Origin of the sequence: Endozoicomonas sp. NE40 (assembly GCF_040549045.1) — a bacterium.
GTDB classification, from domain to species: domain Bacteria; phylum Pseudomonadota; class Gammaproteobacteria; order Pseudomonadales; family Endozoicomonadaceae; genus Endozoicomonas_A; species Endozoicomonas_A lisbonensis.
Genome location: NZ_JBEWTB010000002.1, coordinates 3,880,546 through 3,906,253, shown reverse-complemented (window position 1 = coordinate 3,906,253; position 25,708 = coordinate 3,880,546). Strand labels below are relative to the sequence as shown.

At 45.8% G+C, this 25,708-nt stretch carries 23 protein-coding genes; 14 read left to right on the top strand and 9 right to left on the bottom strand.

Annotation, left to right across the window (positions count from 1 at the left end; translation table 11 throughout):
• Nucleotides 1-3: 3 nt before the first annotated feature.
• From V5J35_RS18540 to V5J35_RS18515, 6 genes are all read left to right on the top strand, one after another.
• The gene (locus V5J35_RS18540; RefSeq protein WP_354008575.1) at nt 4-1,224 is read left to right on the top strand and encodes a cyclic-phosphate processing receiver domain-containing protein; all 1,221 of its coding nucleotides are present in this window, start codon (nt 4-6) and stop codon (nt 1,222-1,224) included.
• Nucleotides 1,225-1,235: 11 nt separating this feature from the next.
• Nucleotides 1,236-2,465, top strand: coding sequence for a hypothetical protein (locus tag V5J35_RS18535; RefSeq protein ID WP_354008574.1), 1,230 nt, complete (start codon nt 1,236-1,238; stop codon nt 2,463-2,465).
• A gap of 40 nt (nt 2,466-2,505) precedes the next feature.
• Nucleotides 2,506-2,856 (top strand): hypothetical protein, encoded by a 351-nt coding sequence (locus V5J35_RS18530; protein WP_354008573.1) that lies wholly within the window; start codon nt 2,506-2,508, stop codon nt 2,854-2,856.
• Nucleotides 2,847-3,161, top strand: coding sequence for a hypothetical protein (locus tag V5J35_RS18525; RefSeq protein WP_354008572.1), 315 nt, complete (start codon nt 2,847-2,849; stop codon nt 3,159-3,161). The genes V5J35_RS18530 and V5J35_RS18525 overlap by 10 nt, the downstream gene beginning before the upstream one ends.
• 318 nt (nt 3,162-3,479) lie before the next feature.
• On the top strand, nt 3,480-4,862 hold the full coding sequence (locus V5J35_RS18520; RefSeq protein ID WP_354008571.1) for a cyclic-phosphate processing receiver domain-containing protein: 1,383 nt from the start codon (nt 3,480-3,482) through the stop codon (nt 4,860-4,862).
• Between the two features lie 36 nt (nt 4,863-4,898).
• A complete protein-coding gene (locus V5J35_RS18515) occupies nt 4,899-6,107 on the top strand; it encodes an IS256 family transposase (protein ID WP_354008570.1) in 1,209 nt (402 codons plus the stop codon).
• A 224-nt stretch (nt 6,108-6,331) separates the two neighbouring features.
• Here V5J35_RS18515 and V5J35_RS18510 read toward each other — a convergent pair whose 3' ends face one another.
• The 3 genes from V5J35_RS18510 to V5J35_RS18500 form a co-directional block, all read right to left on the bottom strand.
• Nucleotides 6,332-6,952: a retron system putative HNH endonuclease gene (locus tag V5J35_RS18510; protein WP_354008569.1), complete on the bottom strand. Its 621-nt coding sequence runs from the start codon at nt 6,950-6,952 to the stop codon at nt 6,332-6,334.
• Nucleotides 6,936-8,303 (bottom strand): AAA family ATPase, encoded by a 1,368-nt coding sequence (locus V5J35_RS18505; RefSeq protein ID WP_354008568.1) that lies wholly within the window; start codon nt 8,301-8,303, stop codon nt 6,936-6,938. Before V5J35_RS18505 ends, V5J35_RS18510 begins: the two co-directional genes overlap by 17 nt.
• Nucleotides 8,304-8,418: 115 nt before the next feature.
• Nucleotides 8,419-8,916 carry a hypothetical protein gene (locus tag V5J35_RS18500; RefSeq protein WP_354008567.1) on the bottom strand — a complete coding sequence of 166 codons (498 nt, stop codon included), beginning with the start codon at nt 8,914-8,916 and terminating at the stop codon, nt 8,419-8,421.
• Between the two features lie 872 nt (nt 8,917-9,788).
• On the opposite strand from V5J35_RS18500, the gene V5J35_RS18495 reads away from it, so the two are divergent.
• From V5J35_RS18495 to V5J35_RS18485, 3 genes are all read left to right on the top strand, one after another.
• Entirely contained in the window at nt 9,789-10,712 is a 924-nt protein-coding gene (locus tag V5J35_RS18495) for an OmpA family protein (RefSeq protein WP_354008566.1), read from the top strand.
• A 110-nt stretch (nt 10,713-10,822) separates the two neighbouring features.
• Nucleotides 10,823-11,806: a DMT family transporter gene (locus V5J35_RS18490; RefSeq protein ID WP_354008565.1), complete on the top strand. Its 984-nt coding sequence runs from the start codon at nt 10,823-10,825 to the stop codon at nt 11,804-11,806.
• 4 nt (nt 11,807-11,810) lie between these two features.
• Nucleotides 11,811-12,461 carry a tRNA1(Val) (adenine(37)-N6)-methyltransferase gene (locus V5J35_RS18485; RefSeq protein ID WP_354016469.1) on the top strand — a complete coding sequence of 217 codons (651 nt, stop codon included), beginning with the start codon at nt 11,811-11,813 and terminating at the stop codon, nt 12,459-12,461.
• 157 nt (nt 12,462-12,618) lie between these two features.
• Here the strand turns inward: V5J35_RS18485 and V5J35_RS18480 are convergent, their stop codons facing one another.
• Together V5J35_RS18480 and V5J35_RS18475 are read right to left on the bottom strand one after the other, a co-directional pair.
• A complete protein-coding gene (locus V5J35_RS18480; RefSeq protein ID WP_354008563.1) occupies nt 12,619-13,875 on the bottom strand; it encodes a hypothetical protein in 1,257 nt (418 codons plus the stop codon).
• A 169-nt stretch (nt 13,876-14,044) separates the two neighbouring features.
• On the bottom strand, nt 14,045-15,106 hold the full coding sequence (locus V5J35_RS18475) for a class I SAM-dependent methyltransferase (protein WP_354008562.1): 1,062 nt from the start codon (nt 15,104-15,106) through the stop codon (nt 14,045-14,047).
• Nucleotides 15,107-15,449: 343 nt separating this feature from the next.
• On the opposite strand from V5J35_RS18475, the gene yciA reads away from it, so the two are divergent.
• From yciA to V5J35_RS18460, 3 genes are all read left to right on the top strand, one after another.
• Nucleotides 15,450-15,836, top strand: a complete 387-nt coding sequence (gene yciA, locus V5J35_RS18470; protein ID WP_354008561.1) for an acyl-CoA thioester hydrolase YciA — start codon at nt 15,450-15,452, stop codon at nt 15,834-15,836.
• Between the two features lie 111 nt (nt 15,837-15,947).
• Nucleotides 15,948-16,568, top strand: coding sequence for a uridine kinase (gene udk, locus V5J35_RS18465; protein ID WP_354008560.1), 621 nt, complete (start codon nt 15,948-15,950; stop codon nt 16,566-16,568).
• A 322-nt stretch (nt 16,569-16,890) separates the two neighbouring features.
• Nucleotides 16,891-17,928, top strand: a complete 1,038-nt coding sequence (locus V5J35_RS18460; protein WP_354008559.1) for a GMP reductase — start codon at nt 16,891-16,893, stop codon at nt 17,926-17,928.
• Nucleotides 17,929-17,962: 34 nt separating this feature from the next.
• On the opposite strand, the gene V5J35_RS18455 is transcribed toward V5J35_RS18460, so the two are convergent.
• From V5J35_RS18455 to pflB, 3 genes are all read right to left on the bottom strand, one after another.
• Nucleotides 17,963-19,327: a hypothetical protein gene (locus tag V5J35_RS18455; protein ID WP_354008558.1), complete on the bottom strand. Its 1,365-nt coding sequence runs from the start codon at nt 19,325-19,327 to the stop codon at nt 17,963-17,965.
• A 96-nt stretch (nt 19,328-19,423) separates the two neighbouring features.
• Nucleotides 19,424-20,155: a pyruvate formate-lyase-activating protein gene (gene pflA / locus V5J35_RS18450; RefSeq protein ID WP_354008557.1), complete on the bottom strand. Its 732-nt coding sequence runs from the start codon at nt 20,153-20,155 to the stop codon at nt 19,424-19,426.
• A gap of 94 nt (nt 20,156-20,249) precedes the next feature.
• On the bottom strand, nt 20,250-22,535 hold the full coding sequence (pflB, locus tag V5J35_RS18445; RefSeq protein WP_354008556.1) for a formate C-acetyltransferase: 2,286 nt from the start codon (nt 22,533-22,535) through the stop codon (nt 20,250-20,252).
• A 786-nt stretch (nt 22,536-23,321) separates the two neighbouring features.
• Between pflB and V5J35_RS18440 the strand changes: the two genes are divergently transcribed.
• Nucleotides 23,322-23,789 carry a hypothetical protein gene (locus tag V5J35_RS18440; protein WP_354008555.1) on the top strand — a complete coding sequence of 156 codons (468 nt, stop codon included), beginning with the start codon at nt 23,322-23,324 and terminating at the stop codon, nt 23,787-23,789.
• 165 nt (nt 23,790-23,954) lie between these two features.
• Here V5J35_RS18440 and V5J35_RS18435 read toward each other — a convergent pair whose 3' ends face one another.
• Entirely contained in the window at nt 23,955-24,413 is a 459-nt protein-coding gene (locus V5J35_RS18435) for a methylglyoxal synthase (RefSeq protein ID WP_354008554.1), read from the bottom strand.
• Nucleotides 24,414-24,890: 477 nt separating this feature from the next.
• Between V5J35_RS18435 and V5J35_RS18430 the strand changes: the two genes are divergently transcribed.
• The gene (locus V5J35_RS18430; RefSeq protein ID WP_354008553.1) at nt 24,891-25,616 is read left to right on the top strand and encodes an alpha/beta hydrolase; all 726 of its coding nucleotides are present in this window, start codon (nt 24,891-24,893) and stop codon (nt 25,614-25,616) included.
• The last annotated feature ends 92 nt before the right edge of the window (nt 25,617-25,708 follow it).

Genomic DNA, 25,708 nt, shown 5'->3' with positions numbered 1-25,708 from the left:
TGTATGAGTCAGGAAGATTTAGGGATTGATCTTTTGATCGATATAGAAGGTTGGGCAGTATATGATGGACGCTTTGATCTGGAAAATGATCGAGAATTTGAAGTTTGCCTTTACACAAAGGGTGTAAACAAAAGCAATACTGGAAAAAGTATTATTCAAATAGAACCTGGATTTTATAAAATTCAAGGCGAAATACTTTACTCCGGCTATCGCGGCTGGGTAATTGATTGTGGCATTAGGCTTTATTCACTAAAAACCTTGGACAGTAGTTTTAAAGTTGGTGATTATATTGTGTGTGAAGCAAGTCTTGGATTTGATCCTATGTATGATGTTTATGACTTGAACGATAGAAGAGAATGGCCTTGCGTTACCTATAAGTGGGATGTTATCAAGAAATTTCAGATTATCAGTCCATATGAAGACAGTAGCACTAAACTAGAAAAAATAATTGAAATTAAAAGCAAGGAAGATTACGTATGGTGTGACGATTACGAAAACTTTTTTGACTCCTATCAAATAGTATGTAGATTAAAAGATAATAAAAATCTGGAAAATTTTGAGTTACATCATTATGTAGAAAACAGTGAGAAATTATTTCTGGATGACAAACTTCAGGCACCAGAAGGCTGGACAAGATGCTATTGGCCAAACCAGGTAATTTCTTACCTCAATGCCTATGTAGTCACGGAATTAAGTCTTGATTACGACTTGGGCGATCATGAAAGAGGCACCGGTCTTGATGTGCTGATCTGGATAGAAGAACAAGTGACAAAAAGTAATTTTTATCCACCCAAAATAACTGTTCATTCAGCACCAGCTCAAATTAAAATAGAAATGATTAAAATGATTTCTAAAATTGAAAACTTGAAAAATATTAACTTGGAAACTATTCACGATAATATGATGAAAGGTGAAGTTGAAGAGCGGGTTAAACTAGCTGGATATACAGATTTATCTAAGAAAACCATTTCAAAATTGATGGATGATGAGAGCAAGTCAGTAGTTTGTACTTTGGCTTCTAACCCTTGCTTGCCAGAGCTTTATCAGACTAAGCTCTCTGAGATAAAAGATGTGCAACATATTTTACTAGCCTTGGCTGGAAATCCAAATCTGTCATTATCATTAATAGAAAGGTTCTCTAAAATTGATGATGACGCGCTTCGACAAGAATTAATGTCTAATCCATCTGTATCTGACAAATTTAAATCTACTAACGGGTATTGAAAGAGAATTTTATGAGATTAGGAGAAGGTAACCTTAATGGTTATACGTCAGGCAATGTTGAACTCTGTGAAAATGAGAATTTTTATATAAGCTTTTTACCGGAGAATGTGAAAAAAACTGATTCAACTGACAAATGTTATATTAATAAAGAGCACTTCTTGTATAAAATTTCTGGCAATGTCGTCTACATTCATAAAAAAGAGTGGATAATCGATTGTGGTATTTTAATCTATAACAGTGACTTGCCGAAAGGAGTAAGTTTAGGTGATTATGTTGAGTGTGAAGCCAAGCTTTTAGCTAACAATTTCTTTAGCTATAAACAATATGAGCCACATGATAAACATCGCTTTTGTCCTGATTTAAAATATTCATTTAAAGTGAATCATATTGCTGTGTGTGATATCTTTGTTTCATACGATGAAGACAGTGGAGAGAAAGAAAGTATTTTTCACGAGGAATTTCTTAATTTGGAAGATGGTGTTTTTTGCTTTCATAGTTTTGATGAAGACCATATTCAGATAGACTGTGTTTTGAAATCAACTTCCCCGTTAAAATGGTCTGAAGATAGACCTTTTAAGTCAGATTTTAAAATCTATTTAGGCGCAGAGCAAGATAGTCAGTTGAACCAAGAGTTAGTGTATTGCAAATACGAAGGCAGTGCTATTCACCATTTAAAAGATCGTGATGTTTCAGAAATGCACTTACATTACAATCTGAAGTCGGACTGTTACAACAATGCTTATATTGCATTGGAGTGGATAGAGAAAGAAGTTGTGAAAAGTAACTACTTTCCACCAAAGATAGTGTATCAGCCAACGCGATATATAAACTCGAAAGTTAAGAACTCCATCAGCAGAATAAATGAGTTAGCGAGTGCCAACCTCGTCTCTATTTATAAGACACTTCTTGATGAAGGTTTCTCTTATAATATATGTGAGAGAGTCCGTTTCGCCGAAAGTACACATCTACCTGAAGGTCTTGCTAATTATATGCTCGATGATCCTGCCAGGATTGTCATAATAGCTTTGGCAAAGAACCCATCGTTGTCTCACTCAGTTCAATATAAGCTTTCGAAATTATCTAACGAACCTTATGTTTTGCATGCACTTGCCCGTAATGAAAGTTTAACTACATCACTGATGCATAAGTTTTCAGATTCTGATGATAAAATGCTGCAGAAGAGTCTCGCTGAGAATAAAAATCTATTACCTGAGTTAAAACTAAAACTTAACTTTGCGTAAGGCTGTTATGATAAGTAAACGAAAGCATAAGGGTTATTGAATGATTTATACTAAAACTGTCGTTAAGCACTTGATTAGAGCATTAGAAGACGAAGTTGTTCGTATGGATGAACTCACTATATTGGTGATGGACGATGATTGGCCGTATTGGTTTGATGCCAATGATCGAATCTACTATACGATAATGCTTGATTATCTTAATAAATTTGATTTTGACGAACCTGTCTATGAACCTATAAGCAGTAAACCGTTTAGATTTATGATGTATATTATGGAACCTTACATAAAAGAGCAGGCTGGCAAGGTGCCAGACAGTGAGATAAAAGAATTGATTGCTTTCAGTAATGATTATGAAAAGCAATTACCTGCAGAATACAGAACTTGCTTGTAAATCCTATTATCAATAGTTATCAAAAAAGCACAGTAAGAGAGCTGGCCTTGCGTTATAAATTTCTGTTTATTTTTTTCTTTGTTCTCAGTCTCGCTGCTGCCGGTACAGGCTTCATGCTGGTTAATATGTTAGGTAATGACAGCAGTAAAAGAAATAGTGAATACTTCCTATTTGTTGAGACCATGATGGAACGCAATTGCACTCTGATAGAATCCACCAACCGACTGTTCACAAAAGATCAGCGTATGGTGAGTGACCATGAAAAGTGGGATTGCCAGGGTGTCAGAGTAAACTGGAAATATTAGCCACTAACATGTGTTAACGGAGTACGCTTTGCCCGATAGATTCCTACCACTTTTACTTATTTTCGCCATCATTGCTGGTGCAGCTGCTGCCATTGTGATTCCTCAAATATTTGATGGAAGCAGCAGGGCAAGAAATAACGAATATTTTGTGTTTCTTGAGACCATGACGGAACGCAATTGCACTCTGATAGAATCTACCAATCGGCTGATTACAAAAGATCAACGCATGGTGAGCGAGCATGAAAGGTGGAATTGTCAGGGTGCCAGAGTGAATTGGAAATATTAGCCGCAAGCAAACACTACTGACGAGTAAACAGTATGAAGTTATTTCTGGACGATGAGAGATCAACACCCGCAGGCTGGACCCGATGCTACTGGCCCGATGAAGTCATCGAATTTCTTAGAACGGATCTTGTCACTGAAATCAGCCTTGATCACGATTTAGGCGACGATGACAGGGGAACTGGATACGATGTTCTGAACTGGATTGAGCAGGCCATAGTGAGTGACCTGTTTTATCCACCACATATTACCGTGCATTCAGCAAACCCTTCCGCTAAAAGTCGCATGATGCTGGCGCTCGGGAATATTGACAAGCTCTATGAACAGCTTAAGGGTGCTATTCACAATAAGGCTCTGAATGATCCGCGAATCGATTTGCACGTCAGGCTGGCTGAAGACCGCTCTATCTCCGAAGAAACAATGATTCAGTTGGCAAATGATGATCATGACTGGGTGGTTGATGTTCTTTCTGGTAATGAAAGCCTGCCAAAGAAGCTTCAGGCGCTAATCAGTGAAAAAGATGTCGATGGCGAGCACAATTTCCGTTGGAGCCTGGCGAGTAACCCTGTACTGTCATTGGATTTATTACACCAATTTGCAGAGAGTACTGATGAAAATCTCCGTGAAATAGTGGCAACAAATCTGGCGTTGCCTGTTGATTTACATGAGGTGTTAGTGAACGACCAGTCAGTTCCTGTTCGCTCTGAGTTGGCACGAAATCCGTCAATAGGGCAAGCTATTCAGAGCATTTTACTTATGGACGATAGCTCTGAAATTCGGGGTAGCCTTGCAGCTAATAAACGCCTAGCACCTGAATACAGAGATATTCTGCTTCGTGACCCTGATATCCATGTCAGATGTAATATTGCCGTGAACCCCTCGATTTCAGCGGATATTCAACAACAGCTTTTCGAAGAGCATGAACCTGAAATTTGGGAGTATATGACTTGTAATTATTCGCTGACTCCCGAATTGCAACACAAACTCATTGATACGGGAAATGATGAAGTTGTGCATATACTGGTCTGTCAGCCGAACTTGGCAGAAGATGTGCAACTTCGTTTGCTATCTGACCCGAGAATTTGGGTTCGTAATCATCTTGTCGGTAATCGCGGAATTACAGAAGCGGTGAGACAGCGATTATCAGAAGACCCTGAAGAAGGGATCAGGGGTGACGTTGCCAGTCTTGGTATTATGACGTTGCCAATGATGCGAAAGCTGGCAAAGGATGATTCTGAACTGGTGCGATGTTATCTGGCGCAAAACTCGTCCATTCCGGAATCTGTACAGCTTGTGCTGGCAGAGGATGAGTCTGAAGAGGTTCGTGATGCGTTGGGTGGTAACTCAAATCTGTGTTTTGCTGCCAGACAAATGTTAAAAGTAAATAAAATTGTCGAGACTGTAATTCAAATTGTGTAAACGCTTGTCGTTAAAACTCCAAAGAGGAGAATAACAATGAGCGTTGACATCGATCCGGAACTCGTCGAAAAACTTGCCAGTCAAATAAAGACTCAAGATGATCTTGCCGAACTCAGTCGTCAGCTGTTGAAAGTCTCTGTTGAGCGTGTCATGGCCGCTGAACTGGAAGATCATCTTGGCTATTCCAAGCATGCGCCTGAAGGTCAAAACTCCGGAAACAGTCGCAACGGTTATTCCAAAAAAACACTCAAGGGCGACTTCGGTGAAGTCGAGGTCAAAACCCCCAGAGACCGCAACGGTGAATTTTCACCTCAGCTTATTGCCAAAGGTAAAACCCGAATCAACAAGCTGGATCAGCAGATTCTGGCTCTGTACTCCCGTGGAATGACCACCCGCGATATAGCCGATGCCCTGGAGGAAATGTATGGCGCAGACGTGTCACACAACCTGATATCCAAGGTGACTGAAGCTGTTCAAGAGGAAGTACAGAACTGGCAGAACCGCCCTCTGGAAAGCCTTTACCCCATTGTCTACCTTGACGGCATCGTCGTTAAAGTCCATCAGGATAAGCGGGTTGTCCGTAAAACCGTTTATGTCGCTCTTGGTGTTGATATTGAAGGCCAAAAGGAACTTCTCGGTCTCTGGATTGCCGAAACAGAGGGAGCCAAATTCTGGCTCTCGGTTTTAACAGAGCTTCAGAGCCGTGGCCTTGAAGATATCTTCATTGCCTGTGTTGATGGACTGTCAGGCTTCCCTGAAGCCATCAACACGGTTTATCCAAAAGCCCAGATTCAGTTGTGTATCGTCCATCAGGTTCGTAACTCTCTGAAGTATGTGTCCTACAAGGATCGTAAGGCCGTATCAACGGACCTGAAGAAGATCTACCAGTCAGCTACTGTGGACGAGGCTGAACGTGAACTGAGCGCTTTTGAGGTGACCTGGGATGATAAGTTTCCATCGATAGGTAAATCCTGGCGCAACAACTGGGATAACCTGATAACCCTGTTTGACTATCCTGATGATATCAGGAAAGCGATTTACACGACGAACGCTATAGAATCGCTGAACAGCGTGATCAGAAAAGCTATCAAGCAACGGAAGATCTTCCCATCAGATAACTCTGTGATGAAGGTGATTTATCTGGCGATGGAAAGAGCTTCAGCGAAATGGACGATGCCCATCAGGAATTGGGTATCAGCTCTGAACCGGTTTGCAATTATGTTTCCAGACCGGTTCAGGCAGTAAAGTTGGTTGAGCGTTTACACAGAATTAATTACAGGCTCAAATTGTCAGATCAGGTCTGGATTACTACCGTTGAGCGTTTACACAGAATTAATTACAGGCTCTTTAAGGATTCCCCATTCAATCCTATGACACTGATGCTCCCGATCAGGCATACTATGAGTTTATTCCCTTACCAGAAATAGTACGGTTTCAACATACAACTCTTTTCCCTTTGCCTGACAGCATCAGACTGACGACAAAGCATTATGCTTTAAGACATTAACCAAAACCGGGCTAAATGGCTGTAGTTGGTTGCTTGCAGGCTCTTGTAGGTCCTCAACAAGAATCTCTACAAGCTCAGAATCCAAAAGCTTAATTTCATCTGGGTTTGAGCCTCCTTCGTACAGCAGTGCTTCCAACTGAAATCTTCTCTTTTCTTTCAGAGCCCTGTTATCAAGTGCAAGTACCTTGATCGACTGTTCCGCGCGCTCGGTCAAACCTTTTACCCGACCAGACAGATAAAAACGAATCTCGGTTTCACATTCGTCCATCAATGGCGTTAAAGGCAAAGATTGAGAGCCATGAGCGTTATCACATTGCCCGGGTCTTGTGCAGGAAGCTACCATATTATTGAAATCCAGCTGCCTTGCCGGGTTCAGCTTTCGAGCCTCGACGTGCTCATTCATACTGTTTGAGGCATCTATCTGATCGCAGCAGTAAGCGCAGATTCCTTTTTGTTCCTTAATATTCGCTTCGTTAATGGCAGCACGAACATCGTGACTTAAATCTCGATAGTTCTTACCTTTGTTAGTTCGCTTCCATGAGGTGAAGATTTTAGGCTCCTGACCTTTAACGATTTTTCTCACGGCGCAGTTCCAACTTCCTAAGTAAAAGGTCAGACTTAGTCAGCTCAATATGCCCTTCCGGCAGATCCTGCTTCAGTGCAGCCTGAAATTTTCTCGCTTTCTCTAAGTCACCGTCTTGTAACGCATCCAGCAAATCATCAAGTTTACTCTGCACTTGCTCATTCCGGTATGCGCTATCCAGACCCAGTGCCAGAGTCTGGTTTGCATCCAAACCATACAGGCTGTCAAGTTCATGCAGTTCATCGTCACCCAGTGAATAACAGAGGAGGTTCTGTGCACTGTTAATCACTAGCGGAGAATGAGTCGTCAGAACAAACTGGCAGTTTGGAAATGTCTGTGTGAGTCGTTGCAGCAGAGTAGACTGCCACTTTGGATGCAAGTGCAAATCAACTTCATCAATCAAGACGATGCCATCACCAGTTAATGGGTTCGGTAGCGATGGATTCATCATTGCAAGACGTCTGGCAATGTCGCCAACCAGAGCCATCAATGACTTTTCTCCCTGGGAAAGCTGAGCAACGTTTAGCGTCTGACCGTCTTTATCGATGGACATATGTAATCGCGGCTTTCTCTGAATCCGGAGGTTAGTAAAGCCAGGCATAAAGTGGCTGATCGCATTTCTGACGGCGCTTAGCTGCCTGTCTCTTGAAGATGCATTGAGTTTAGAAAGTTTTTGCCATAAATCTTCTTCAACAGATGCCTGTAAGCTTTCAAGAACCCCCCGGGGTATCTGAGATTCATTTTCCGCATCTTCACGCTCTCTGAACCACTCAAAGAAACGCCTGAAATCAACACCCTGATTCAGGGAATTATCATAACCGTCCAGTTGTGAGAATGTATGCTTAGTTTTCACCTTCAGGGGGATATCCAGCACAACTCGCTCAACCGGATAAAAGGCAATTAATGGAAGATCCGCATTATCATTTTTGGACAGCAGGGTTCTGTAGTGATCTGCCAGTCTTGTCACATCAGACAACCATGAAGATGCGTCAGCCTTTTTGCCTTTTCTGGGTTTTACCAACCCCCAGTAAAACTGATAGTCAGCCTGATCTGCGTCAGGATTGAAACGTTGCCCACAGTCATCCTCTAAATGTACTTCTATGGAAGCCCAGTTCTGACCGTTTTTTATAACCTCCTCCTGAATGGGGCTACCACTTCCCTTTTCACTTCTGATTCGTGCAACCAGCCAACTCAGGGAAGTAGCAAGACTTTTTAAAAGTGAAGTTTTTCCGGCACCATTATTCCCCAATATAACGGTAATATTGGAAGAATGTTTTGGGGTTGGTGCCAAAGCGATCTCCATACCGGAAAATCGCCCGACATTAGTCACCTGAAACTGTTTTATTTCCATGCTTGCTCACCACACCTGCTATACTTGACATTAAACCCTTTTTTCACCCAAACAGCCATGAGCGAAAAATGCATTGTGATGACCCCGGAAAGAGAGGCTTTCAAGTAAACTCTGTTCACCGCTTTTTGTTTCTGCGTACTTGTTCAAGACTGATCACATTATCAGGCAAAGTAGTATTTCCCTCGTCACGCGTTCTGGCTTGTTTCTGTGCTGAGCAAACTTCGGCAGCATAAGGGTTTGGAAAATCCCCACCCTTTGTACCGGGGTGGCTCCACTGTGATAATCCTCGGGCAAAACGATAAAGCCAGTCATCAACCATTCGGGACATAGGGAGAAAAGACACCTGCCGCTTCGCTCCCGGATAAGGCTTAGCCTTCTTTCGAAACTGGTTGATATGCATGCCGAGCCCAATTTCCTCTCCACGATCCAGAATATCAACGTCGTAGCGTGGATAAGATTCTATTAACCACTGCTCAGCGTCGCTGACATGGCCGTTAACACTGAGATCCGTATTTCTGAAAACTTCCACCTTCTTCGCTGTAATATCGAACTGGTGGAACATCTGCAGATAATGTTCTTGAGTCGTTGCACCACTCTCCATAGCCATATGCACAGACTCTTCCGCCCAGCGCTTTGTAAATGCTTCAATAAACTCGCTCAGGCTTTCAAATTCAGGATTGGAAAATAGTATGACTTAGCGACTTCTGGCCTCAACCACTATGACATCAATCATTTCACCTGCCGAACTCTGCCTTTTTGCAGCATGACACTGCCAAGCCATAGTATCCTGAGTAGTCTGAATTGGCTGAGTTCCAATACGCTTACCATCCGGACTGGGAATTCGGGGTGGGTCGATGTTCAAATATTTACAGAAAGCGTTAGTGCCTGACAACAGAATATCCACTTCATCACCTACAGTTCAGTCCTTTATCACAAGGCGAAATTATACACTCAACACCATGCTGTCTGGCAGTCCAACACTAGAAAATAGCGATAACTGCAGGCCTGACGTCTACTCAGGTCCCCACAAAGGTCCCCATCACCATAAGTACATCTATTTTTATAGTACGTCCGTCCAATCCATCATAGGGGCCACAGAAAATCGACAGCTCACCTGAACCGCTGGTGTTGAGTCGTTGTTGCTGTTCTCAATTGCTGTCTGCATAGCCTTGGGAATAACGTCCTGAAATAAGTTATAAAATCATGGGCATACTAAAGTGAAAGTCTGTTGCTTGGAAGACAGTCAATACCGCTAATATCCACATCATAACCAAGGATTAAACCTACTGTGACCACTCATTATGTCAGTGATTGCATTAACCAACCCATCCTGACCTATACTTTCCCGGTTCCACTAAAAACCTGTTTCTGGTGTGACGCAAATAAACAGGCGTCGTTATATTTTATGCCAGAAACAGTCTTTCTGTTTCTGGGAGTACCGCCGCTATCTGGCAATGTTCCTTCTATCCGTCCGGAGTTCTAGCTATGTCCAGCCCCCGCTCATATTCAGGAGTTCTGATTCCAGTCCTGTTCAGCGTCATGATATCGGGATGTGCGACTGACGGCAGCCTTAAACGGTGGGGGCAATGCGCGCTCATTGGGGGTGGCTCGGGAGGTATTATTGGTGCCGCAGTAGAAGGGGGTGCCGCTGCTGCCGGAGGTGCCGCCGCAGGGGCATTGCTTGGGGGCCTGCTTTGTGCATTTACTGACAAGGACAGTGATGCCGATGGTGTCGCTGATCGCTACGACCTTTGTAAAAACACGCCTCCGGGCGTCGAAGTTGGAGAGTCCGGCTGCCCCATAGATTCAGACAACGACGGCGTACCTGACTATCAGGATCTGTGTCCAGACACGCCTGCTGGCATGACCGTTAACGAACACGGCTGCCCTGACAGCGATGGTGACGGTGTTGCAGACAATATGGACCAATGCCCCAATACACCGGCAGGTGTTATGGTTGACGACAAAGGCTGCCCCATAGATTCAGACGGTGATGGTGTGCCTGATGGTCTGGACAAATGCCCGAATACCATGAAGGGAGCGCCGGTTGATAGACAGGGGTGCTACCTGAAAGTGTCTGAAAACCTGGGTGAGATCCATTTTCGCTTTGACAAAGAAAACCTTGATGATGCTTCCCGACAGCTCCTCAATAGCGTCAGCCGGAAGATGAAAGACAATCCGGATTTGAAGCTCCGGGTATACGGTTACACTGATGACAGTGGTGAACCCGCTTACAACGTTGACCTGTCCCAGCGCCGGGCAGAGGCAGTCAGGGATTACCTTGTCAAACAGGGCATTTCCGGCGACCGGATAAAGCCAATGGCAGGCGGAGTCATACTTGAACACAACGATACCCGTGCAGGCAGAGCTTCCAATCGCAAGGCCAGTCTTGTCACCGGTGAAGAATAACCCGCCGCTGTAGCCATGGAAGGCTGCAAACTATTAGCTGACAGCCTGTTTATGAGTATGCTATATAAGCGCCCCTATCTTGAAAACGTGTATAAATAAACAGGCAAGCAATGACATCTCAATCCAAGGCATGCAGTTACGCTCTGGCCACTGCGCTGTTATGGTCAACCATCGCAACAGCGTTCAAACTAACTCTTGATTATCTTGACCCCTGGCAACTGGTTTTCTGGTCAGTTCTGACATCTACCCTGCTGCTTGGAAGCATTGTCCTGTTGCAAAAAAAAGGCAAACTGTTAATCCGTCAGGCCCGGGAATCATTCTGGCTCTACGCCTTTCTCGGTATACTCAACCCCTTTCTTTATCATATCTTTCTGTTCGGAGCTTATGAACTCCTGCCTGCCCAGCAGGCGCAGGCGCTTAACTACAGCTGGCCTGTTGCACTAAGTCTGCTTGCTGTTCCGTTTCTGGGAAAAGTCCTTAGTCGTAAAGACGTCTTTTGTTGTCTGGTTGCCTATCTGGGCGTACTGATTATCAGCACCCGTGGTCAACTGCAAAGTCTTGACTTTGGCAGCCCCCTCGGTGTTGTTCTTGCCCTTGCCAGTACACTGACCTGGGCGGTGTACTGGATTTTCAATACCCGCCTGAAAGGTGACCCACTGGTTGGCCTGTTGATCTGTTTCCTGTTTGGTATGCCATGGATTATCGCCGCAACCGCTATCGCTTCTGATTTCAGTCCCGCAGGTATTGAAGGGTTGCTGGGGGCTGCTTACATCGGTCTGGTTGAAATGGGATTTGCCTATATTCTCTGGCTGAAAGCGCTTAAGCTGGCTGAGAATACGGCTGCCGTGAGTAACATCAGCTATCTGAGCCCTTTCCTTTCTCTATTCTTCATCGCAAATATTCTGCAGGAAAGCATCCATCCAACGACTTACGTCGGGCTGGTGATGATTGTTTTTGCCGTTGTTCTGCAACAGCACAAACCCTCCGCAAAAAAGCTCTCAAAACCGAAATACACAGAGCCTTCAGCGAACAGAGAGCCATCAGCTCAGAAAGAACCTTCAGTTCAAAAAGAGTTGCCTGTTGGGCAGGGCTAATTAAATGGCGAGAAAATCGAACACCTATTTCCAGTTCAAACAGTTCCGGGTAGATCAGGACCAGTGCGCCATGAAGGTCACCATGGATGCCTGCCTGTTTGGCGCATTGGTGGATGTTGAAGAGAGCCAGCGCATTCTGGATATTGGCACAGGAACAGGACTGTTAAGCCTGATGGCGGCACAGCGCAGCTCTGCTCATATTGATGCCGTTGAGCTGGATGACGATGCTGCTCGTCAGGCAAGACAGAACGTTGCTCAAAGCCCATGGTCTGACCGAATAACGGTTACTCAGTCCGCTATTCAACAATTTTTCGGCGCACCTGATGGCTATGACACAATCATCTGCAATCCGCCTTTTTTTGAGAACTCGCTGAAAGCAGCTAATGATAAGCGTACAATGGCCCGGCATACCGAAAGCCTTAGTTTTTCAGACCTTGTTCAGGCCACTTCCCGGCTTCTGCACAAAAAATGGTACTGCATGGATAATTCTACCGGTAAAGTCGTCTCTGTCTTTTATTGGTGTTGTAGAGGCTACAAACAGTCTGAACGTGTCATCTATAACAGCACTGCGGCCGTCCCCCAGTCATCCCGACCACCGATACATCATTACGCTGAACAAAAACAAGTCATCCAAAAATTCTGCCCGAGTGGATAAGCGCATTACGCTTTATCAGGAAGGAACAGTTTTCACCGAGCAGGTAAAAGCCTTACTTAAAAGATTTTTTTTGAGACTCTAAATACAAACAGCCCCATTGAGTAATGGGGCTGTTTGTATTTGCACTTACAAGAGTGCAGTCAACACTCTATTGGCTTCAATCAGAGTCAAGGCCTGTTTGTCCACTAACACCTTTATTGCCTGCACGCCTGTTATAGCGTTCATTTCTTTCTTTAATAGAAGACTTTTTCCTTCGTCTTAGCCCCGACTGCTTTGGAGCCTTTTTGGCCTTCGGAGCAGCATCAGCATCAGTCTCAGTCTCAACCCCGGAAGTTTCATCCCCAGAACCTAAACCTTCAGCACTTGTCTGTGTTTCATAAAATTCGTCCTCATCCGAATCTGTATCGTTGCCAGAATTTGTCTCACTGCCCGAATCTGCATCTCTCAAGCCTTTCAAATGTTTGGCAGCAGCGGGCATGCGCCCCTGAACACCAAACAGTTCACCGTATTTCCCAAGGAAGTGCTGCCTAGCCTCTCTGGCAATGTCTTGATTAGGTTCATTAATCATTCTTTCAAGACTTTCAACTGACTCGAGAAATGCCAGATGGTGTTGATATTTTCGTGCGCTTGTAATGTCTTTGTTGTCTTCCCAGGTTCTCAACTGTTGTTTCACAGTGCGTTTATGTTTCGACCACTCAGTCCTCATTATTCTCAATGCCGCTTCAAAAGTGGTTTCTCCCTCTCTTCTCAAGCCTGGGTTTTCATTGATTTCCTGAACGGTCTGCTTTAATCCATTTAGTCGAACATCAGAACCTGTATCAACATGGCTGGTGCCATACACTAATTGGTGCAGACTTTGATATTGAGTAACTTCCTCACTTGATGCGCCCTCAAGAAAAGCAAGCATATCTTCCCACGCAATATCCTTAAGGTGCTCAATCCCTTGTGTAAATTCTTGTTCAATTGCAGTCAACTTCTGTTGATAACGATCAGTTCTTGCATCTGCTCCAGAAATAAATGCCTCCAGCGCTGGCTGCAATTTAACAAAAGCGTCCATTAACTCTTTAGCTTCTCGTTTGGCTGCCTCAGTACCATATTTCTCCCCCTTTTGCTTAAATTGCTCCAGAAGGGTGTTTGAATCGACTCTTCTGATAGAGCGACTATGAAGGGCAGAATCTACATCCGCACCCAGTTTACTTCTGAGGGTTGCTTTAGGGGTGTATACATTGCTGGCGAAATTACGTAATTGACGAGGTATTAATACTTTTAACTGTTTTGCAAGCATTACCGTTTTAAGAGCAAACTTCTTTATACCAACTAAAGGTTTAACGCTTGCTGCCTTCGTCCGCAAGCGACTCCCTGGCCTCAAAAGTGCTGGAAGCCTAGCATTCATTTTGTCAAAAATTGAAGCCATCTGATCTCTCCCTGATCTTAGGAATCACAACTTCTGGTTAGTATAGGAAATAATTCTTCTTAAAAAATGGCGTTTGATAGGGAGTCAGAATAAATGTGCAGTTTTTAATAAAGCAGACAAAGCATCGTTCAGGTGACGGGAATACGACACCTGAACATTCAGGATGACATTAACGCTTAATGGCCTGATAAACACTGAAGCCATTACGGGTCACCAGTGTTTTACAATGACCAAAGGCTTTAACAATAATGGGTTCATAACGCAGGAAACTGTTTGCCACAATTCTCAGCTCCCCACCTTTATTCAGGCGTTGTGGCGATTCTGCCAGAAACTGTTCTGTGACTGCATAATGGGTCTTCACACCCTGGTGGAAAGGCGGGTTTGAAACAATAAAGTCAAAACTTCCTTCAACATCCGACAGGCCATCACTGGCAACGGTTTTAAACCGCTCAACACCAAGCTGTTGCAGCGAGTGCTCCGAACTGGCCAGTGCCAGAGCGTCGCAGTCCACCAGGGTATAGTCATTCCCATCCTTCACCTGGGCTAAATAAGCAGAAATAACGCCAGCACCGCAACCAAAATCCAGCACTTTCCCGGAAGGCATCATATCAAACGTATCGAGCAGCACCTGAGTCCCCACATCCAGTCGACCATGGCTGAAAACACCTGGCAGAGACTGTATGGACAATCGTTGGCCTGCCACCGGAATCTCAAATTCCGTAAAGGCCTTCTGCCAGTCAAATGCTTCAATGCTGACAGGCGCAGCACCTTCCAGCAAACCGCAGTGCCGGGCATTATCAAGGTTTTTGACCGACTCAAACGTATTCTTAAGACGCTTTCTCCAGGACTTGATCCCCTCGCCGTTTTCTCCCACCAGCCAGATACAGCCGTCTTTTGTCAGCAACGGCAATAGCATGTCCAGCCAGTAATCCATTAAAGGCTTGCTCTTCTGCAGAAACAGAATGACACCGTCAAAGCGTTGCTCAGTTTTCGAAACAACCGGCGCAAACTCCAGATTCAGCCGCTCATTACGCGCCCAGACAGACCGGATACGCCGGTAAACGGCATAATCCCGGGTCAGACCGGATACTCTGGTAGCAACTCCCTCTTCCAGCAAAACACTGGCCAGATTATCAGCAGGCATACCCACCAGCAGCATATTGTCGCTTTCCAGCCACTGGGCGTTGCGCATCACCAGCTGGCTGGTATTGACGAGAGAATCAAATCCCATAAATTTTTCTAACCTTTCTACCGGATAAAGAGCCTGGCACATGAACTCAATAATTTTGACGTGTCGCGTAGGTTGGGTCGAGCGGTAGCGACACCCAACACAGAGGGCTTAATCCTGATCAGCATGTTGGGAGTCACTTCGTTCATCCCAACCTACGAGCCAAACACAGTGAAGTCGTGTACAGAAATCTTCTCAAAAGCATTCATTCTAACAGCAGGGCTTTTGAAACGGGCTCTTATACCGAAACTGCGAAAAAATCACAAACTGACATCTACCAATTTACAACAGTCACCCAGCCCCTTAGGATTCGCCGATCAAACCGGATAGATTTGGAGATGCTCTGATGCATGAGCCCCGAGGTGAGCTGGTTCTTCGCACTCTGGCAATGCCTGCCGACACTAACGCCAATGGTGACATTTTCGGTGGCTGGATACTGTCGCAGATGGACCTGGCTGGCGGCATGGCTGCCAAACAGCGCGCTCACAGTCGAATATCAACCGTAGCCATAGAATCCATGTCCTTTCACCAGGCGGTCAAAGTAGGTGATGTTGTCTGCTGTTACGCCGAGTTCATGCACATTGGCACAACGTCCATGCGTATTAAACTGGAAGTATGGAGTATGAAGATGCCATTCAACCAGAAACGGGTCAAAGTCACAGAAGGCATTTTCACCTATGTTGCTATAGACGACGATGGAAAACCTCACCCTGTCGATCGTCACCATAGCTGAGTAACGCTGGCTGTAATTGATTGCAATAACCCTTACTGCAACCAATTACATAAAAAATCGTCAGGCATCTGAAGCCTTTATTCATCCACAATTCCCAATGGTGGATTATTTATGAAACAGAAAACCATCCTTGTCGGTGTTGCTGGTGCTTCTGCATCGGGTAAAAGTCTGCTGGCGAACACCCTGATCGAAGAGTTGCAGTCAGAGCATCTGTGTATTATCTCAGAAGATTCCTACTACAAGGATCAGACTCATCTAACCATGGAAGAGCGTGTTCGCACCAATTACGACCACCCGGACTCCATGGATCATGAACTGATGCTGGATCACATGAATCAGCTTAAAGCAGGCAAGGCGGTCGACGTTCCCATGTACGACTACTCAATCCACAATCGTAAAGAAGAGTGCCGTCATGTATTGCCTGCCCGCGTGGTGATTATTGAAGGTATTCTGTTGTTTACCCGTCCGGACATTCGTGAAGCATTCGATTTGCGCTTTTATATGGACACCCCTCTGGACATCTGCCTGATTCGTCGTTTGAAACGCGATATTGTAGAGCGCGGGCGCGATGTTGATTCCGTGATCAAACAGTACCTTGAAACCGTACGCCCAATGTTCCTGCAGTTTATTGAACCCGCCCGTCAGCACGCTCACCTGATCATTCCACACGGCGGCAAAAACCGTATTGCCATTGATCTGATCAAAACCAAAATCCGCGATCTGATCGATTAACGTATAACCAATGCAGCCTCACTGTTAAAAAAACTGAAGCTGCATTGCCTAATTTTGATTCACCATTCAAAAAACTTGAATTAACAATCAACCCTTTGATCTTTGACAATGATTTTGTATACTCGACTGGTATAAGCGTCAAAACTCTGCATCCCTTTCCGGTACTGTATTCAGTAGAAACGGAAACTACCTATCAGGCACCCGCCGCTTGTACATCACCCTCTGTATTAACCTGTAAAAACAGGCATGAGTCGCGTAATTTTATCGCTCAATGACAGCGACAAAATTATTTTGGAAAGACTGATGCCTTAACGGGAAGATTATGCGCGTTGAAGCTGATATCAAGCTGGGCTTTAAAGATGTACTGTTCAAGCCTAAGCGTTCCACTCTGAAGAGCCGTTCCCAGGTAAGCCTGGAGCGAACCTTCCGCTTTGTACACACCGATACAGAATGGACTGGTGTTCCTGTTATCGCTGCCAACATGGACACAGTTGGTACCTTCAATATGGCTCTGGCTCTGGCCGAGCACAAAATGCTGACTGCAGTGCATAAGCACTACACCGTTGAAGAATGGAAAGCGTTCCTGGCTGACGCCCCTGAAGGCATTCAGGAGCACATCATGGTCAGCTCAGGCACCTCTGACAGTGATTTCGAAAAAGTGAACGAAATCCTGGCACTGGACAGCAAGCTGCGTTTCATCTGCATCGACGTAGCCAACGGCTACTCCGAACACTTTGTATCCTACGTAACCCGCGTACGTAAGGCTCACCCTGACAAAGTCATCATCGCTGGTAACGTAGTGACCGGTGAAATGGTTGAAGAACTGATCCTGAAAGGCGCTGACATTGTAAAAGTTGGCATCGGTCCGGGTTCCGTATGTACCACCCGTGTTAAAACCGGCGTTGGCTACCCTCAGCTGTCTGCTACTGTTGAATGCGCAGATGCCGCTCACGGTGTTGGCGGCCAGATCATCTCTGATGGCGGCTGCACCTGTGCAGGCGACGTATCCAAAGCCTTTGGCGGCGGTGCCGATTTCGTAATGATCGGCGGCATGTTTGCCGGTCACGACGAGTCCGGCGGCGAGCTGGTAGAAGAAGACGGCAAGAAATTCCGACTGTTCTACGGCATGAGCTCCGACACTGCCATGGACAAGCACTCTGGCGGTGTTGCCAAGTACCGTGCTTCCGAAGGTAAAACCGTTAAAGTACCTTACCGTGGTCCAGTGGTTGAAACCGTACAGGACATCCTGGGCGGCGTTCGCTCCACCTGCACCTACGTGGGTGCTGCAAAGCTGAAAGAACTGACTAAGCGTACTACGTTTATTCGGGTTCAGGAGCAGGAAAACCGCATTTTCAACTAATGTGATTTTTCAAGAGGCAAGCCTGAGGCTTGCCTCACCTTATCAACACATGTCGATATAAAAAGCGCGTCCTCACCTCTCTAAACCACACCCACATATCCAACACTTTGTCGAACACCAGCCCTGTTCCCGTCATAACCAGGGGAAAGAGATATACCCAGAATGCTTGTCCAACCTTTTGGGCCGTTGTCAGCTCAACCTCGTTCTTTGGAACTTCACACTTGATGCAAACCACCCAGGCATCCTGATTATTAACCCCCTGCGGCACTCCCCGGATAACAAGACCACCTACCGGCTGACTGGCATTCAGACCTTCAAGCATAGGCATAAGGTCATACTCTTTGATAGATACAACAACTCTTACATTCTTCCAGTTGGGATAATCAAGGCAGCCTTCAGGGCAGCCTTTATATTCAGGCAGCTCCCCATTATCGTTATACGCACCGGCAAACTCCCCTTCAAAAACAAAACCGTAAGTTCTGAATTCTGAACCTGCCCGATGATCTGTCGTATTTTGCAGGGCAATTTGCGACTCCAGGGCAGACTGCGTCAAACGAATTCGAACAGTAGCCCCGCCAAAATGCCTGGTCAGTCGGGCAAGCTGCTGCTCTGCAGCTATTTTCCTGTCATTTTGCGGATTACCAGTGCCTGTCATTTGCTCGAATAGCCATGTCGCAGTCGCCATACCGACAGCAGCCAGCATAGAAGTTAATGGCTTTTTTACCGCCTGCTCAAAAGGTATTGCTGCGATTTTATTAAAACGGTATTTATCGCCATCTCCTCCATCATCACTACCACTTCCTCTGGCATCAGCTTCATGCTCAATATCTTTATCTCCAGCACCTCCCTCTCCCCCATCGTCAGAAGCATCGACAGTTCCATCCTCTCTGGTTCCGGCATAATGCTTCCTTTTTTCATCAGCTCCTTCGGCATCCAGCAGAGGTAGCGATGAACCCTCAGCATCAGGCGAAATAACAACCAGCTTGAAATCAGGTGCCCCCCAGCCACTAACACCTTCCATAAACCTGACCGGCGCATTACTCAGTGAGTTCATCAATGCATTCTTATCAGGCTCAAAAACTATTTGCTCTTTAACACCCTGCCACTCATTGATGAGCAAAGCAGACGACTCTTCCCCGGGCTTTTCCATCAGCCTGAACCGAGTCTTGTAGTATTGCTCTCCAGAAACTTTTTTCACTAAGCTTCTGGAAGCCTCAAGCGTCACCTCACTGGACATCAGATCAGGATAAACGCCAGAAACAAGCCCGGCCCCGGTTGACTCATCCTCTTCCAGTTCCAGCACGACTTGTACAACCAGCGCATCATCTGCAGGAGCAATATTCAGCAGCAAGCAACAGCCACTAAACAGCAGAAACTTATATAACCTGAACGGACTCATTCACTGCGCTCCAACATCCAGCTTATGACAGGAGGGATTAAATATAGTGGATGCCACAACACTCAGAACACAAAGTCAGCTCACTTTAAAATTTAATCAATAAGCAGCAACCACTCCACGCTTAACAAACTCCGCCTTAATAGCCTCAAGCTGCTCAGTAGTCGGCGGCGTCACAGACTCCAGCTCATAAGTATCCTTGAGCAAATCCCACTTATGCACGCCCAGCGAGTGGTAAGGCAGAATTTCTACCTTCTCAACGTTCTTCATCAGCGCAATAAACTCCGCCATCCTTGCCGCATACTGGGGATCAACCGTATACCCTTCTACCACTACATAACGAATCCAGACGGGCTTGTTAATTTCATGCAGATAACGGGCAAAATTCAGCGGATGCCGATTGGTCACATAAGTCAGCTTCTGATGCATATCTTCATCAATCTGCTTCAGATCCAGCAACACCAGATCGGTATTCGCCAGCAGTCGTTCAACCGGTTCGGTAATAGTTTTGGTAAAACCATTGGTATCCAGACAGGTGTGTATACCCGCCTTACGACACTCGGCAAACAAATCAGCCACAAACTCAGCCTGGATCAACGGCTCACCCCCGGTCACCGTTACCCCGCCCGAAAGAAAGTTCCTGACCTTGTAGATATCCTGAAACACGGCTTCGTGGCTTTTGACTTCACCACCTTCGCGCAGATCCCAGGTATCCCGGTTATGACAGTAACGGCAGCGCATATGGCATCCCTGCATAAACACCACATAACGAATACCCGGCCCGTCGACGGTACCAAACGAATCCTGAGAATGAACACGACCTAGAGACATAATACTTTATTCACTTGTTTTCACTTAAAACGAAAAAGGCCGACTTAAAGCCGGCCTTTTTCAGATCACATCGTTAAGCGTCAAACGCTTTTCTTTACATGGAAGAGGTAAAGGTACGAGTGATAACATCGCGCTGCTGCTCTGGGGTCAGAGAGTTAAAGCGCACTGCGTAACCGGATACACGAATAGTCAGAGAAGGATACTTGTCAGGATTCTCGACAGCGTCTTCCAGCATTTCACGGTTCAGTACGTTGACGTTCAGGTGCTGACCGCCCTCAACTTCCTGACCTTCGTTGTGGAAGTAACCATCCATCAGGCCGACCAGGTTACGACGACGGCTGTCCTCATCCTTACCCAGCGCCTTTGGCACGATAGAGAAGGTGTAGGAAATACCGTCTTTTGCGTAAGCAAATGGCAGTTTGGCAACAGAACTCAGGGATGCAATCGCACCACTGGTGTCACGACCGTGCATTGGGTTAGCGCCCGGACCAAATGGCTGTCCTGCACGACGACCGTCTGGTGTGTTACCGGTCTTCTTACCATACACAACGTTGGAAGTGATAGTCAGGATAGACTGAGTTGGAACCGCTTCACGATACATATTGTTAGAAGCGATCTTAGTCATGAACCGCTCAACCAGATCACAGGCAATGGCGTCTACACGCTCATCGTTGTTACCGAACTTAGGATAGTCGCCTTCAATCTCGAAGTCAGTCGCAATACCGTTCTCATCACGAACCGCCTTAACTTTAGCAAACTTGATCGCTGCCAGGGAGTCAGCTGCAACAGACAGACCAGCAATACCACAAGCCATGGTACGTACTACGTCACGATCGTGCAAAGCCATCAGGGAGGCTTCGTAGGAGTACTTGTCGTGCATGTAGTGGATGCAGTTCAAAGCTGTCACGTACTGAGTCGCCAGCCAGTCCATGAAACTGTCCAGACGGGAGTTAACGTCTTCGTATTCCAGAACATCACTAGTAATCGCGTCAGACTTTGGACCTACCTGCAGACCAGTTTTCTCATCCACACCACCGTTGATCGCCAGCAGCAGAGTCTTGGCCAGGTTGGCACGAGCGCCGAAGAACTGCATCTGCTTACCCAGAACCATCGGGGATACACAGCAGGCAATAGCGTAGTCATCGCTATCCATGTCCGGACGCATCAGGTCATCGTTTTCGTACTGGATAGAGCTGGTGTCGATGGACACTTTAGCACAGTACTCTTTGAAGCCCTGCGGCAGTTCTTCAGACCACAGTACAGTGATGTTTGGCTCCGGAGACGGCCCCATGGTGTACAGAGTATTCAGGAAACGGAAGCTGTTCTTGGTAACCAGTGTACGGCCGTCCAGACCCATACCACCGATGGACTCAGTCGCCCAGATCGGGTCGCCGGAGAACAGATCATCGTAATCAGGTGTACGCAGGAAGCGAACCATACGCAGCTTCATAACGAAGTGGTCGATCATTTCCTGAGACTGCTCTTCAGTGATCAAACCCGCTTTCAGGTCACGCTCGATGTAAACGTCCAGGAAGGAAGCAACACGACCCAGAGACATCGCTGCACCGTTCTGGGATTTAACAGCGGCCAGGTAACCAAAGTAAGTCCACTGTATAGCTTCCTGAGCGTTCTTAGCAGGTACAGAAATGTCGCACTCGTACTTGGCGGCCATCTCCTTAATCTGCATCAGAGCACGGATCTGCTCCATGATCTCTTCACGCAGCTGCAGGGTACGCTCCAGCTTCTCACCACTTTCCAGAACTTTGTCCAGACTCTTGTGCTGAGCTTTCTTGTCATTGATCAGGAAGTCGATACCGTACAGGGCAATACGACGGTAGTCGCCGATAATACGACCACGACCGTAAGCATCCGGCAGACCGGTGATAACACCAGACTTGCGGCAGGCGCGAACGTCCGGAGTGTAAACGTCGAATACACCGGCGTTGTGAGTCTTGCGATACTCGGTAAAGATTTTCTTGACCATCGGGTCCAGCTCTTTACCGTACACCTGACAGGAAGTCTCAACCATGCGAATGCCGCCATTAGCAATAATGGCACGTTTCAGAGGCTTGTCAGTCTGCAGGCCAACGATGGTTTCCAGATCCTTGCGGATGTAACCTGCGTCGTGAGAAGTGATGGTAGAAGGCAGGTCAGTATCGAAATCAACCGGCGCATGAGTGCGGTTTTCCTGCTTGATGCCTTCCATGACATCAGCCCACAGGGTATCTGTGGCCTTTGTCGCACCGGTCAGGAACTCGTCACCACCTTCATAAGGGGTGTAGTTCTTCTGGATAAAGTCGCGAACGTTTACGCTGTTTGCCCAGTCGCCCTGAACAAAACCTTCCCATGCTGCGGGAGTTTCGTTGACTTGAGTGCTCATTCAGCAAGCTCCTCGTGTTTTTGAGTCTGTCAAAGTGCTGCGGAGATATCAGATAAAAGTCGTATGTTGCGAAGGCTATGGTCAAAAGGGTGGAACCATTATTGAGAGTGAGAGTTGAGCTAGGTCAAAACTCGACATCTGCCTGTATAGTAAATTACATAATGTAAATTGCCATACAGAAGGTTTTCAAAACACTCTTTACCAAACTTGCTGACATAGTTATAGCTGATAACAGAAGTCCTGCATGAACAGATTCTTCTGCTTAATCTCATTGCCTGCAGCCGCTTAAAATTGCTCTGGCAAACATATCCCATGTACGGTTTTTCCACTATCAGGGCTAATACCTACGTACGTGCCAAATTTTAGTTAACACGTTCAATCACATTCAACCAGCGACCAGTCATCAGACAACACTTTCACCCCACCCTCATCACTCAATGCAGTTAATTGCTGAATTTCCCTAAAAGCATAATCAATATAATCAAATACACTCAGCAGCCATTTGTACTGTTTTTATTTTGCACATACAAAAAAACTCAATTAACAGATTGGTTATTAACAACCCTCTTACATTCAAAAATATTATGAAACAAATAACGTCAGAAATAATCGACCTGCTATGATTCGATTGAATCAAAATTCAACCATGATTTTTTTTGCCTAAGTAATGTTAATTTTATTTAGGTACTGTTACCTATACATGCTCTTTTGGGTATTTACTACCATCGTACAACAAATAAAGACATTAACTTAATAATCTGGGATGAATCTTAACTGGAGGCAATAATGAGCAAATACATTTATGCCACTGTCTACGAGCAATTTACTGGCCTTAAACCGCCAGAGCCGAAGTCACACAAACCAAGACGCAGACGCGGATACGGTCACCCATACCGAATGCGACTGAATATGCAGGAGGAACAGGATACGCAGGAAATAAATAACGATGAAGAAGGTGGCTCTCTGGAAGCCGGTGATTCAATTCATACTATTGATCACAAATTCGACAAACCCAGATTTAATGACTCGTTTGACATCACTTCAGCTAACACCGGAATTCATTCCGAAACCAGCATGAAACCCCGATCCGAAAGGATTAGAAACAGAAACTATAACCGGTCAGGTAAATCGATTCTTTCGAATAACGCAACGTTCCAGAACCCATCAGAAGACAAACCAGCCCGGGCACCCAAAGTGACCTACAAAAAGCGTCGTCACTTTGTAGGCCAGAACGATAGCATAACAGACGCCTGAAGACTGGCATCTCGCATTTCAGCTCCAAAGCTGAACCAGAATTCTTTCCAGATCATTCAACACCGGTTGAATAATCTATCAGCTCGTTTCACAGGTTATCGGCAGGATAGCTTGAGTTAGCTATAACTTATATATGCCCACTTAAAAACAAGTGGGCATATAAGATTAGAACGATCTGGAACGAAGATAGCTGTCATAGTCAGGTATTCTTCGCTCGTGACTCGCCTTCATCATAGGAGACGAAAAGACAAAGTCTGCCGAACTCTCGTTACAGGCCACCGGAATATTCCATACCGCAGCAATCCTCAGCAGAGCTTTGACATCCGGATCGTGTGGCTGCGACTCAAACGGGTCCCAGAAAAACACCAGCAAATCCAGCTTACTCTCTGAGATCAGCGCACCTATCTGCTGATCCCCACCCAGCGGACCACTGATAAACTTATGAATTGGAAGCTCAAGATGGCGCTCAAGCAACCCACCTGTTGTGCCTGTCGCATAGAGCTCATGATTAACCAGCTCATCCCTGTGACGCATTGCCCAGCCTACCAGCTCATCTTTTTTATTATCGTGTGCTACCAGCGCAATGCTTTTTTTCACGGGAACCGCATGACTTTTATATTCCATCAATCAACCTGAATACTCGTTAAAAAAGTCATGTTTTACGGTTAAGCCCCCATACTGTCAATCAACAGAGCTGCATCAAATCAATATAAATTCAATTTTCCAATATTATGTGGCGGATTGATGAAGAGTAATGACACCCTGTCTGATGGTCTATGCTGCTAACATTGATCCCACTACGAACTGGAAAGGTAGAGTCAAACATTCCCGGTCAAAAAGAAGAAACCCGGACAGACTCTAACGGACAGCTGGTTTTTGCTGTCTTGAAAGTATTCATGCATGGACGATTAATGAGACGGATAAACATCTGTCAGTCACTCCTGTAGAAGGGAGAGGAGAATGCTTAGATCTGGTTTTTCAAGAACAGGCTGCAGACGTCGTGCAACCATTGACCCTGCACTGGCCAACGCACAAATGGCGAGCTTTCCCTATCACCAGGATGAAAGCCAGTTACCACCGGGGTACACAGTCGATCCAGCCATGGCATTCAAGATCGCAAAATCTGCCCAGCAGCTTCCTGGCGGCGAGGAACTGTCGCTCGTGATTACCAGTGCCAGCGCAGATGCCCAACCCGATGCAGGTGCGAGTGCCAGCACACGCAAACCCCTCAATATCATAACCTCCAAATCCGGACTGGTGGCCTATGTCATACTGGGAAAAGGTACTTATAATCTCATTTTCGGAGGTACAACATCGGGGACAACAGCTGGCAATCTGGCACAAAGGAGCAAGGCTAACCTTGTCCAAACCCTGTCGCAGTGGGGAGCAAACTTAAAAAATGGCTTAGGTGGATTGCCAAAATGTTACGTTGAAGCAGAGCTTCTGTTAGCAGCATTGATTAAACATGCCGGCTTTAACGTTGCTGTTTATGGTCACTCATTGGGTGGAGGTATGGCCACTTATGCTGCGGCCAACCTGAGTACAGGAAATTGTAAAATTGCAGCTACCGGGTATTGCTCGGCCGAACTTGGCAAAGCTGCGGTCAATGCGATTAATGATAACCGCGATGAACAGAGCGTTGCTACTGCGATTACCGAAATACAACATATACTGATAGCCGGCGACCCGGTTTCCTCTGTCGGCAAGGTCGTACCCAACCTTCAGCATGTTGGACAAGTGTCGAAAATAGATCACCTTCCGGGAATGAGTAACCCGGTTAAAATTCACGACCAGTTTATATCATCCGTTAGTTTTCATTTTTCATAGCGCCTGTTAATTCCATAGCGTCTATTAATTTCGTAGTGCCTGTTAAAGTAAAAAATCCGACATCACACTGAATGCCGGATTTTTTACCATCA